The sequence below is a fragment of the Bacillus sp. TH25 genome, assembly GCF_016650935.1.
Taxonomy (GTDB): Bacteria; Bacillota; Bacilli; order Bacillales; family Bacillaceae_G; genus Bacillus_A; species Bacillus_A mycoides.
In genome coordinates this window covers 837,327-849,541 of record NZ_JAEKEU010000009.1, presented here as the reverse complement: position 1 = coordinate 849,541, position 12,215 = coordinate 837,327, and the positions used below count along the sequence as shown (strand labels likewise).

Genomic DNA, 12,215 nt, shown 5'->3' with positions numbered 1-12,215 from the left:
GCTATACTAAAAGTAACTGATTTGGTGGAGGAATTCGAATGAAAAAGAAAATTGTAGAATATGAAGTTGGTGAACAAGTCGATGTTTTCTTGTTAATTAAAACAGCGACAAAAGGTCTCGCAAGCAATGGCAAGCCGTTTTTAACAGTGATCTTACAAGACCCAAGTGGAGATATTGAAGCGAAGCTATGGGATGTATCACCAGAAGTTGAGAAACAATATGTAGCGGAAACAATCGTTAAAGTAGCTGGAGATATTCTAAACTATAAAGGACGTATTCAATTACGTGTGAAACAAATTCGTGTTGCGAATGAGAATGAAGTAACGGACATCTCGGACTTTGTAGAAAAAGCTCCAATAAAAAAAGAAGATATGGTTGAGAAAATTACGCAATACATATTTGAAATGAGAAACCCGAACATTCAGCGTCTAACAAGACATTTGTTAAATAAGCATCAAAATGAATTTTTAGAATATCCAGCAGCGACAAAGAACCATCACGAGTTCGTATCTGGACTAGCTTACCATGTTGTATCAATGTTAGATTTAGCGAAAGCTATATCAGCTCTATACCCATCGTTAGATAAAGACTTACTATATGCGGGCGTTATTTTACACGACCTTGGTAAAGTATTCGAACTATCTGGCCCAATTTCTACAACGTATACGTTAGAAGGAAATTTACTAGGCCATATTTCTATCATGGTGAACGAAATTGGTAAAGCAGCAGATGAACTACAAATCGATGCAGAAGAAGTATTAATCCTTCAGCACATCGTCCTTTCCCATCACGGAAAAGCAGAATGGGGTAGTCCAAAACCACCATTAGTAAAAGAAGCAGAAATTCTGCACTACATCGATAACTTAGATGCAAAAATGAACATGATGGACCGCGCATTAGGACGCACAAAACCAGGTGAATACACAGAGCGTGTATTTGCTCTTGATAACCGTTCGTTCTATAAGCCAACTTTCCATAATTAAGATTGTGAATAGAATGGCCTCATTAAGTGTTAAGAGCTTAGTGAGGCTGTTTTTATATTGAAAATGAAATAAAATAGTTAAGAAGTACGCATGGGTGTAACGAAGAACTAATAAAACATATCTTGCCACTAGAATGGGAGCATATCAACTTTTTAGTTGAGTAACGCCAGCATTTCAGAAAAAATACAATAAGCTGTCCATATGGGCAGCTTATTTACATAATTCTCGTTATTGGAAGTTGATTAATATTAGCTTATTTGTCTTATAAGTTAAATTGAGAACAATTAGATTCCCAAATATTTCAGTTCTTTTTGTATGTTATTCAAAGCAAATCCCTCTCGTTCTCGAAAGGGGTTATTTGATTCGTTCGAAGATAATCTCAAAATATTGCGCGTATCCTGCGATTGATGGTGCAAAGATTTGAACAAATTTCCAACCGTCTTCAGCATGTTCGGCAATAATACGCTTATAATCTTCTTTAGGTTCCCCTTTCCAGTTATTAACTTCGACTTTCACGAATTTGTAATCGTACATATCCTTTCCCCCTTTTCCTAATTGTACCATTTCGGAGAATCGATTTGTTATGATTTTTGGATGTATATGGTATTCGCATTCAGTTAATATAACGTAACATTATCGGTAGCAAGGACAAGGAGGAACCCTGCTCTCACAAGGGAACCTCCTTTTTACGTTCTATGGATCTATACATTTTTTTATACATTCCTATCCTGAAGGGGATTTTAAGATTTCTGTTTGTTACTGAATTAGCTAAAAAACTGTATAAAGCCTTGCATACTTCTTAGCGTGTTTTTTTAATGCTGGCGATATCCTACATCCATCAACTTATGAATTTTATAATGTCTCCAAACCGAGAATTTCTTGTGTTTTTAGTCCGAAATTTTATGCAATAAAAAAATATCTCGAATTTGAGATAAATTACTTGCTTTTTAATCACTTGAAGTGTAAAGTGATAGTAACGAAAGCGATTGAGTCATATGAAAAACATACACTCACTTGCTTTCGATTTACAAAACAAAGTAACTTATTCAGTAAAAACTAAGATGAATTTACAAAAATATAATGAGAATAAATTGAAAAGCTAAAAACCATATTAGTGGTGGGAAATGTTATTTTTTTAGTTATCACTTGACTAGTAAAATGAAACAGAGGAATTATCAATGTATGAAATTAAAGGGCATCATCACATTTCAATGGTTACAAAAAACGGAAGTGAGAATAACCATTTTTATAAAAACGTGCTTGGTTTACGCCGTGTGAAAATGACGGTAAACCAAGATGATCCATCCATGTATCATTTATTTTACGGAGATAAAACAGGAAGTCCAGGTACTGAACTATCATTTTTTGAAATGCCTTTAGTAGGAAAAACGTACCGTGGTACGAATGCAATTACGCGAATCGGATTACTCGTTCCTTCAGAGGAAAGCTTACATTACTGGAAAGAACGATTTGAGAAATTTGATGTGAAACATAGTGAAATGACAACATATGCAAATCGTCCTGCTTTGCAATTTGAGGATGCGGAAGGTCTTCGTCTCGTGCTACTCGTTTCAAACGGAGAAAAAGTGGAGCACTGGGAAACGTGGGAGAAATCCGAAGTTCCAGCTGAACATCAAATTCAAGGAATGGGTTCAGTGGAAATGACAGTGCGTAGACTTGATAAACTAGCGAATACATTAACAGATATATTTGGTTATAAAGAAGTTAGCCGAAGCGACGAAGAAGCGATTTTCCAGTCTATTAAAGGAGAAGCCTTCGGAGAAATCGTTGTGAAATATTTAGATGGTCCTACTGAAAAGCCAGGCCGCGGTAGCATTCACCATTTAGCGATTCGCGTGAAAAACAGTGAAGAGCTAGCTTATTGGGAAGAACAGGTGATACAAAAAGGTTTCCATTCTTCAGGCATTATCGACCGTTTCTACTTTAAAAGCTTATACTTCCGTGAATCAAACGGAATCCTATTTGAAATTGCGACAGATGGACCAGGATTTACAGTTGATGGAGATGTAGAGCATTTAGGAGAAAAACTTGATTTACCGCCGTTCTTAGAAGAACAGCGAGCAGAAATTGAAGCGAAATTAGCACCTATTGAAGAGAAATAATAGAAGAGAAAATATAAAATTTAAAACCATTGGAGGAATATAAAATGAACCAATTAAAAGGAATTCACCACGTTACAGCAATTACAAGTAGTGCAGAAAAGAACTATGAGTTTTTCACTCACGTTTTAGGAATGCGTTTAGTTAAAAAAACAGTAAACCAAGATGATATTCAAACGTATCATTTATTCTTTGCAGATGATAAAGGTAGTGCAGGAACAGATATGACATTCTTTGACTTCCCAGGTGTTCCAAAAGGAGTACACGGTACAAATGAAATTTCAAAAACTTCATTCCGCGTTCCAACTGACGTAGCACTAGAGTATTGGGTGAAACGTTTTGATCGTCTTGAAGTAGAACATACAGGAATTAAAGAGCAATTTGGTAAGAAAACTCTTTCTTTCGTTGACTTTGATGATCAACACTATCAATTAATCTCAGATGAATTAGATAACGGGATAGAATCAGGTACACCGTGGCAAAACGGTCCAGTTCCATTAGAATATGCAATTACTGGCTTAGGACCTGTATTTATCCGTATCGCAAACTTTAGTTATTTCAAAGAGGTGCTAGAAAAAGTTCTATTATTTAAAGAGATTGCTCAAGAAGGAGAATTCTATTTATTTGAAGTAAACGAAGGCGGAAACGGTGCTTCTGTTATTGTAGAACATAATACGGTTCTTCCTGAAGCACAACAAGGATTTGGCACAGTGCATCATGCTGCATTCCGCGTAGAAGATCGTGCGGTATTAGAAGAGTGGATTGAGAGAATAGGTAGCGTTGGACTTCCGTCATCTGGATATGTAAATCGCCACTTCTTCGAGTCATTATACGCAAGAGTTGCACCACAAATTTTATTTGAATTTGCTACAGATGGCCCAGGGTTTATGGGAGATGAGCCATATGAAACACTTGGAGAAAAATTATCGTTACCTCCGTTCCTAGAGCCAAAACGTGAAGAAATCGAAAAATTAGTTCGTCCAATTGATACAGTGAGAAGTACGAAGGAATTTATTAAAGAGTAAAAATGTACGATTTTGTTTAGAGATAATAAGTAGAAGAGCAAGTAGTTTTAGCGAATCGCTGGAATTGCTTGCTTTTTTATTTGGTCTATAAAATTTTCTGATAAATGTTTCTCAAGTTTTCGAAATAGAAATATTTGGTATAATAATTTTAAATTATAAATTTTCTGATAATTATTTTTCAATACATAGAAAAGAGGTGATAATATACAATTTGGATAATTGTATAAATATCCCAAATTTATAATTTGGCAAGGGAGAGGCGAAGGTATGGGAACGAATATAGTAACGAAGGAGCAAATGAAACATTCTTTAGATAATTGGTATCGTGTAATGTTGCAGCAACATATAGAGAAAGCTACGGAAATGAAAGAGGAGATTGATAGTAAGATTAGTGGCTTGGAAGTGGATCAGGATGTATTGCTTTATCATGCGTTATTGAACTTTAGATATGATGCATTAGTTAATTGGATTTCAGTTAGAGAAGATAGTTTTGATAAAGTGGAATCTTTTGAAATTCCGACAGAAGGCTTTCTAACGTATTACTATCACTTTTTTAAAGGGTTTCATTGCACATTAATTTCAAATTATAATGAAGCGAAAGAACAGTATGAACAAGCTGAGAAGCTATTGAAATATATTGCAGATCCGATAGAGCATGCGGAGTTTAATTATCGGATGGGGAATTTCTATTATCAAAAATATGACCAAGTTCATGCAATAGATTACTTGAATAGAGCCAAAGCGGCATTTTTGAAATATCCAGGCTATGAAATAAAAGTAGGATTATGTGAAAATGCTTTTGGACTATGTTGCGTAGACATAGATCACTATGAATTAGCGGAAGAGAACTTTAATGCTGCTATGGAAGTATTGCAAAAAGCAAATCAAAAAAAATATATGCTAATGGTTCGACATAATTTAGCTTGGCTTTATGCCAGTCAAAACCTTTCAGAATTAGCGATTCGCCATATATCTGAGGTGACAAAAAATTACCCAGAACATTTTAAAGCCTTGTTTGTAGAAGCACGTGAACATTATAAATTAGGAGAATATAATTTAGCGAATCCAATTGTTGAAAAAGGTTTAAATATTTGTATTGATTTAGGTGAAAAAGAATTTCAACATCGGTTTAAAATTTTGAAAGAACTCAATGGAAATTCTTCTATATCAATTATTGAATATGTAATTTTAAAAGGCCTTTCTTATTTTGAGAGAGAAAGATTATGGGATTGTATTCAAGAATACACTGAAATTTTAGCAATGAAATTTTATGAGGTTGATGATCATGTTAAGGCAAGTAAATATTTTTATATGAATAATAAGGCTCAAAAAAATATATTGGAAAAGGGAGCGTTAAACTAATGAAGAAATTTCGTTTAGCTATTGTTGGGGCTGCATTAGTAGGGGTATTATCAATTGGATTCAATAGTTCTTTTACAAATCAAGCTGTAAATATAGGTGACACGGGAGGGGCACCAGCAAGACCAGACTACGTTAATATAGGGGACACGGGAGGAGCACCAGCAAGACCAGACTACATTAATATAGGAGATACAGGCGGAGCACCAGCAGATAATAGAGGAGACGGCGGAGTAAGCCAACTATAATAACAAAGAAAGGGACTTCAACATGAAGTCCTTTTCTTTGTTATTAGGCCATGTAGAGAAAAGAATTGACTTACTTTAAATGTGTAACTATAATAGTTACAAAGTAACCATCGATAATGGCAGTGAGTAATATTTTTTTAGTACAATTGTAACTATAATGGTTACAATTAAAATTAATCATAAAACAACCAAAAAATGTAAAAACTTTAAATAGCAACATGAGAAAGGAGACGGGAATTTTGAAACGGTTTAAGTTTTATATGATTAGCGGTATTGTTCTTGTTTTATTAATAGTATGTAACTTCGTTGATAAGCCGATTGCGAAGGTTGAAGAAGTGAAAGATACTGTGATGATGAGGCTGAATACGAAAGAGAGTATGGCGCAGATTGATGGGCAGACGATTTATTTTAAGCAAATTGGTGAGGGGAAACCGCCTTTACTTATGCTTCACGGATTCGGTGGTTCTTCAGATGGGTTTAATGATATTTATCCGGAACTTGTAAAGGATCATACGATTATTGCGGTTGATATTTTAGGGTTTGGGCGTTCTTCTAAGCCGATTGATTTTCAGTATTCGTTTCCCACGCAAGTGAATTTATATTATAAGTTAATGAAGAAACTCGGATACGATCAATTCGCAGTACTTGGTCATTCGATGGGCGGAGAGATGTCTCTAAATTTAGCGTATTTATATCCGGATGCAGTAACGCATCTCGTTTTAGCGGATTCTACAGGAATAGAGTCTTTCCAGCAAAAAGAAAGTTATGAAGTGCCGCCACTATCGACAGACTTACAAACTGTAACAGAGATTACGGATTATAATAAAAATGAAGTGAAAAATAGTCGCGATGATAAAGAGCATTATGATCAGCTTACGAAAATGAGAGAGCGCCGCATTGCGATGGAGGCAGATAAAATTAAGGTACCGACTTTAATTATATGGGGACGACACGATAAGAGTGTTTCTTGGAAAAATGGTGAACTGTATCATGAGCTATTTGCAAATAGTACGTTCCATATCATTGAAAAAGGATACCACGCACCGTTTCGCCAGGAACCAATAGAGTTTATGGAATATGTACAAGCGTTCTTCGCGAAGAATCCACAATAAAATTTCAAGCATAAATCCACTTCTTTCCTCATAAAGTGAAACTAATAAGGCTTGTCTAAGGAAAGGGATGAACGAAAGTGGAAATTTTACCATGGTGGATTTATCTTGTAATCATTGGGATTGTATTGAGTGGCTACATGGTTTTATATACTTCGAAAAAAGAGCAAGAGATGGATAATGATTTTATCGAAAAAGAAGGCGAGGTATATATGAAGCGCTTAGAAGAAGAGCGTGAGAAGCGGAATCAGGATAGTGATAAAGATTCGGTATTGCTTTAATAGACATTTTGAAAGGCTACCAACTAGGAGAACTTTATATCTAGGTGGTAGCCTTTTTCTTCTGGGGGAGCAGGTTATATAAGTTTAACTTTACATGTATACGAGATTCATCATGAACTTTTATTAATGGTATTTATATATATGTTTCCTCATAAGAATGGAACTAGCGCAGTATCTACAGGGGGGATTAACAATGCATAGGGATGAAACATCATTACATCCTGATACAGGTGTTACATCTGTAATGTTTGTTGAGCGTTCATTAAATGAAATTCGTTTTTGGTCTAGAATCATGAAGGAGCATTCTTTTTTTCTTCGCTTAGGGTTTAGATGCGAGGATACTCAACTAATCGAAGAGGCTAATCAATTTTATCGATTGTTTGAACATATCGAACAAATAGCGCATTCCTATACAAATGAAACAGATCCTGAGCAAATAAAAAGATTTAATTCAGAAGTACAACAAGCCGCAACTAATATTTGGGGATTTAAAAGAAAAATTTTAGGATTAATTCTCACATGTAAATTGCCAGGACAAAATAACTTTCCACTGTTAGTTGACCATACAAGTAGGGAAGCTGACTATTTTAGAAAACGTTTAATACAATTAAATGAAGGGAAATTAGATGCCCTTCCTGATGCTATTATTAAAGAAAATGTTTTCTTTTTAAGGATTATGGCAGACCATGCTAAATTTATTGGTCATCTTCTTGATCCATCGGAAAGAAAGCTTGTAGATACAGCACGGAATTTTAGTAATGATTTTGATGAATTGATGTATCAAGCAATTGACTTAGAATCTATGAAGCCACAATCCCAAACAGTCCCTCTTTTAGATCAATTTTTAGATCAAAATCGTGTGTCCGTTACATCTCTTCGGGATTTTAAGAAAACAGCACGTGATTTAATTGAGCAATGTAAAATAAAGAGTATCATTCATCCGTTATTAGCAGACCATGTTTTCCGTGAAGCTGATAGATTTCTTGAAATCATTGATATGTTTGATGTTCATCTTACAAATATTCAATCACAACCTAGATATTAGAAGATAAGGAAAGATAATATTTTACTTTCAGCTGAGAAGTTAACAATTTATTGTTAGCCTCTTTTCTTTTTGATGAAAATGTTTAAAAATGAAACTTTACGTTATTCTTTCTGGAGAATGATAAGAAGGGATGGCGTATTTTTTTATGCTTAATCTAGTCATCCGTTCATTGTATTATTGTTCGGGAAATTATTATAGAAGAAAAGTATATGAAATATACATACTACATAGCGCCATTTTAAAGTGTAACGCACAAGTTGCACAGACTACGCAACGATAACTAGCTTTACTCTTCATCATTTATTTGACCATACTAGACGTAGAGAGGTGATAAACACAGTATGATTTTTAGCGAACGTTTAAAAGAAGAAAGGGAAAAAAGAAATTGGTCGCAAAATGATTTGGCTGAAAAAATTCATGTGAGTAGGCAGTCTGTTTCGAAATGGGAGACGGGAAAGAACTATCCGAGCATTGAAATTATTATTCATTTAAGTGATCTGTTCGGTATTACAATTGATGAGTTATTGAGGAGCGATGAAGAGTTGACGCAGAAAGTAATCGAAGATAGTAAACAATTGGCGTATCCAAAATGGAAGGTGTTTTTTGATAGTCTATTCATGCTCGGGGTATTTTTATTTGTTACAAAAATCGTTGTATGGATGTTAAATAAGTTTGCAGGAGCAAGCATTACAATTGTAGCAGATGCACCATATGTAATGAATTTTTTACCGCTCATATTAATGGTTATAGGTGGTACGGTTTCTGATAAGTTGAAGAAGATATATAGGTAAAAGAAAGATTTGAAAGAAATTCCCGACACTAGCTGTTCTTTCCACTCAAATTGTGTACTATAAAGGATAGGATGATATAAAGAAGGGGACGTTTAGAATGGAATTTCATGAGCAGAAGATTTTGCCGGCAGTGAGGCAAATTAAAGATTTGGAAAAGCTATTACATAGTTCGTATGAGTATATTGTTATTTTAGACATTCATGTCGGTCAATTGAAGAGTGTTGTGTCGCTTGCGAAGCAGCATGGGAAAAAAGTGTTTTTACATGTTGATTTGATCCATGGATTACAAAGTGATGGGCATGCGACGGAATTTTTATGCCAAGAATATAAACCGTACGGGTTATTATCGACAAAGGCGAGTGTAATTATGAAGGCGAAGCAAAAGGGTGTCGTCTCCATTCAACGCATCTTTTTAATTGATTCTAGCGCGATGGAAAAGAGCTGTAATTTGCTAGAAAAGACGAAGCCGGATTATATAGAGGTGCTTCCTGGTGCGTTAACAGGTGTGATCGCTGAAGTGAAAGAGCGTACAGGTGTACCAATTTTAGCAGGTGGTTTTATTCGAACGGTAGAAGACGTTGAAAGAGCGTTAAATGCTGGTGCGACAGCAATTACGACATCGAAAAAAGAATTATGGAAACATTACCAAAAAAAGTGACGAAAATGTGAAAAAATTCTGTTGACACCGCTTTCATTAAGGGTTAACATTATAGACAAGTTAATAAACGTGACGGAGAAAAGAAGAGATCCACATTTTATTGTTTCTATATATATTATATAGAAGCATGTAAGCTGTGGATCTTTTTCTTTTGAAAAAAAACGAATGGCCATTCATTTTACCTCTATCACTTTTCGAAAGCATTTAAATTGATTGTGGAGGGATTTTATGTCAGCATTTTTAGGGGAATTAATAGGGACTGCATTGTTAATCTTACTTGGTGGCGGCGTTTGCGCTGGTGTAAGTTTAAAGAAATCGTTTGCGAAAGATTCTGGTTGGATTGTAATTACAATGGGTTGGGGTCTAGCGGTTGCTATGGCAGCGTATGCAGTTGGATCAATTAGTGGGGCACATTTGAATCCGGCTTTAACGATAGGACTTGCTTTTAAGGGAGCGTTCCCATGGAGTGATGTACCTATGTATATCGCAGCACAAATGATTGGGGCAATTATCGGGGCAGTTCTTGTATATTTACATTACTTACCACACTGGAAAGAAACAGAAGATCCAGGAACAAAGTTAGGTGTATTTGCAACAGGTCCGGCAATTCCGAACACATTTACAAACCTTTTAAGTGAAATGATTGGAACATTCGTTTTAGTATTTGGTATATTAGCAATTGGAGCAAATAAATTTGCAGATGGTTTAAATCCATTTATCGTAGGTTTCTTAATTGTAAGTATTGGTTTATCATTAGGTGGAACAACAGGATACGCAATCAACCCGGCTCGTGATTTAGGTCCGCGTATTGCACACTTCTTCCTTCCGATTGCAGGAAAGGGCGGTTCAAACTGGAAGTATGCATGGATCCCAGTAGTTGGTCCAATTCTAGGTGGATCACTTGCAGGATTATTCCATCAAGTTGTATTTGAAGGAAAACAAAATTCAGCACTTATTTATGTGATTATTACAACTGTGATTGTACTAACAATCTCTTATATGACAAGTAAAAAAAGTGAAGCTACTACAAATAGTAGAAAAGTAGCATAGGGGGAAACTGATATGAAAAAATATATTCTTTCATTAGACCAAGGAACAACAAGCTCACGCGCAATTCTTTTCAATAAAGAAGGAAAAATCGTTCATTCAGCTCAAAAAGAGTTTACACAACATTTTCCAAAGCCAGGCTGGGTTGAGCATAATGCACAAGAAATTTGGGGATCTATTTTAGCAGTTATCGCAACTTGCTTAAGTGAAGCAGATGTGAAGCCAGAACAAATCGCTGGTATCGGTATTACGAACCAACGTGAAACAGCGGTTGTATGGGATAAAACGACTGGAAAACCAATTTATAACGCAATCGTATGGCAATCTCGTCAAACAGTTGAAATTTGTGATGAGTTAAAAGAAAAAGGTTATAGCGAGATGGTTCGCGAAAAAACAGGTCTTTTAATTGATGCATACTTCTCTGGTACGAAAGTAAAATGGATTTTAGATAACGTTGAAGGTGCAAGAGAGAAAGCGGAAAATGGCGAGTTATTATTCGGAACAATTGATACATGGCTTGTATGGAAATTGTCTGGCGGTAAAGCGCACATAACAGATTACTCAAATGCATCACGTACATTAATGTTTAACATTCACGACTTACAGTGGGATGATGAGCTTCTAGACATGTTAACAGTACCAAAGAGCATGCTTCCAGAAGTACGTCAATCATCTGAAATATATGGAGAAACAATTGATTATCACTTCTTCGGTCAAAATATACCGATCGCAGGTGTAGCTGGTGACCAGCAAGCAGCATTATTTGGACAAGCTTGTTTCGGTGAAGGTATGGCGAAGAACACTTACGGAACTGGTTGTTTCATGTTAATGAACACAGGCGAAAAAGCAGTAGCTTCTGAGCATGGCCTATTAACAACAATTGCATGGGGTTTAGATGGTAAAGTGAATTACGCATTAGAAGGAAGTATTTTCGTAGCAGGTTCTGCAATTCAGTGGTTACGTGACGGACTGCGTATGTTTAAAGATGCGAGCGAGAGCGAAGTGTACGCTAGCCGTGTTGAATCAACTGAAGGTGTATACATAGTACCGGCATTCGTAGGACTAGGTACACCGTATTGGGATAGTGAAGTACGCGGCGCTATGTTTGGTGTAACACGCGGTACGACGAAAGAGCATTTCATTCGTGCAACGCTAGAATCTTTAGCATACCAAACGAAAGATGTACTATGCGCAATGGAAGCAGATTCAGGTATTGAACTGAACACATTACGCGTTGATGGCGGGGCAGTTAAGAATAACTTCTTAATGAAGTTCCAAAGTGATATTTTAGACGTTCCTGTAGAGCGTCCAGTGATCAATGAAACGACAGCTTTAGGTGCAGCATACTTAGCTGGTCTTGCGGTTGGATACTGGAAAAACCAAGATGAAATTAAAGCACAGTGGCATATGGACAAACGCTTTGAACCAACGATGGAAGCGGAAACAAGCGAAGAGCTATATGCTGGATGGAAAAAAGCAATTGAAGCAACTAAAGCTTTCAAATAATCATAAACAGTGTTATAATGATGACAAGTTAATAATTCGGTAG

Annotated in this window: 13 protein-coding genes; 12 read left to right on the top strand and 1 reads right to left on the bottom strand. The window is 35.9% G+C overall.

The annotated features are described in order from the left end of the window. Positions 1 to 38: 38 nt before the first annotated feature. Positions 39 to 983, top strand: coding sequence for a 3'-5' exoribonuclease YhaM (gene yhaM, locus JFT89_RS08890; protein ID WP_002011096.1), 945 nt, complete (start codon positions 39 to 41; stop codon positions 981 to 983). Between the two features lie 354 nt (positions 984 to 1,337). Here yhaM and JFT89_RS08885 read toward each other — a convergent pair whose 3' ends face one another. Continuing rightward, entirely contained in the window at positions 1,338 to 1,517 is a 180-nt protein-coding gene (locus JFT89_RS08885; RefSeq protein WP_000272495.1) for a DUF4177 domain-containing protein, read from the bottom strand. A gap of 644 nt (positions 1,518 to 2,161) precedes the next feature. Between JFT89_RS08885 and JFT89_RS08880 the strand changes: the two genes are divergently transcribed. The 11 genes from JFT89_RS08880 (at position 2,162) to glpK (ending at position 12,172) form a co-directional block, all read left to right on the top strand. Beyond that, positions 2,162 to 3,106 carry a ring-cleaving dioxygenase gene (locus JFT89_RS08880; RefSeq protein WP_002064094.1) on the top strand — a complete coding sequence of 315 codons (945 nt, stop codon included), beginning with the start codon at positions 2,162 to 2,164 and terminating at the stop codon, positions 3,104 to 3,106. Positions 3,107 to 3,150: 44 nt separating this feature from the next. Beyond that, entirely contained in the window at positions 3,151 to 4,128 is a 978-nt protein-coding gene (locus tag JFT89_RS08875; RefSeq protein WP_201039777.1) for a ring-cleaving dioxygenase, read from the top strand. Between the two features lie 267 nt (positions 4,129 to 4,395). Beyond that, positions 4,396 to 5,490, top strand: a complete 1,095-nt coding sequence (locus JFT89_RS08870) for a response regulator aspartate phosphatase (RefSeq protein ID WP_201039776.1) — start codon at positions 4,396 to 4,398, stop codon at positions 5,488 to 5,490. Further along, on the top strand, positions 5,490 to 5,735 hold the full coding sequence (locus JFT89_RS08865; RefSeq protein WP_201039775.1) for a Phr family secreted Rap phosphatase inhibitor: 246 nt from the start codon (positions 5,490 to 5,492) through the stop codon (positions 5,733 to 5,735). The genes JFT89_RS08870 and JFT89_RS08865 overlap by 1 nt, the downstream gene beginning before the upstream one ends. Before the next feature lie 239 nt (positions 5,736 to 5,974). Beyond that, positions 5,975 to 6,847: an alpha/beta fold hydrolase gene (locus tag JFT89_RS08860; RefSeq protein WP_002186501.1), complete on the top strand. Its 873-nt coding sequence runs from the start codon at positions 5,975 to 5,977 to the stop codon at positions 6,845 to 6,847. A gap of 77 nt (positions 6,848 to 6,924) precedes the next feature. After that, a complete protein-coding gene (locus JFT89_RS08855) occupies positions 6,925 to 7,125 on the top strand; it encodes a sporulation YhaL family protein (protein WP_002064098.1) in 201 nt (66 codons plus the stop codon). Between the two features lie 193 nt (positions 7,126 to 7,318). Next, positions 7,319 to 8,170: a DUF2935 domain-containing protein gene (locus JFT89_RS08850; RefSeq protein ID WP_000554485.1), complete on the top strand. Its 852-nt coding sequence runs from the start codon at positions 7,319 to 7,321 to the stop codon at positions 8,168 to 8,170. 341 nt (positions 8,171 to 8,511) lie between these two features. Continuing rightward, complete coding sequence (locus JFT89_RS08845; protein ID WP_002064103.1) at positions 8,512 to 8,961, top strand: helix-turn-helix domain-containing protein; 450 nt, start codon at positions 8,512 to 8,514, stop codon at positions 8,959 to 8,961. 97 nt (positions 8,962 to 9,058) lie between these two features. After that, on the top strand, positions 9,059 to 9,619 hold the full coding sequence (gene glpP / locus JFT89_RS08840) for a glycerol uptake operon antiterminator GlpP (protein WP_002064104.1): 561 nt from the start codon (positions 9,059 to 9,061) through the stop codon (positions 9,617 to 9,619). A 228-nt stretch (positions 9,620 to 9,847) separates the two neighbouring features. Next, on the top strand, positions 9,848 to 10,669 hold the full coding sequence (gene glpF / locus JFT89_RS08835; RefSeq protein ID WP_002188616.1) for a glycerol uptake facilitator protein GlpF: 822 nt from the start codon (positions 9,848 to 9,850) through the stop codon (positions 10,667 to 10,669). 12 nt (positions 10,670 to 10,681) lie between these two features. Then, a complete protein-coding gene (glpK, locus tag JFT89_RS08830) occupies positions 10,682 to 12,172 on the top strand; it encodes a glycerol kinase GlpK (protein WP_016094611.1) in 1,491 nt (496 codons plus the stop codon). The last annotated feature ends 43 nt before the right edge of the window (positions 12,173 to 12,215 follow it).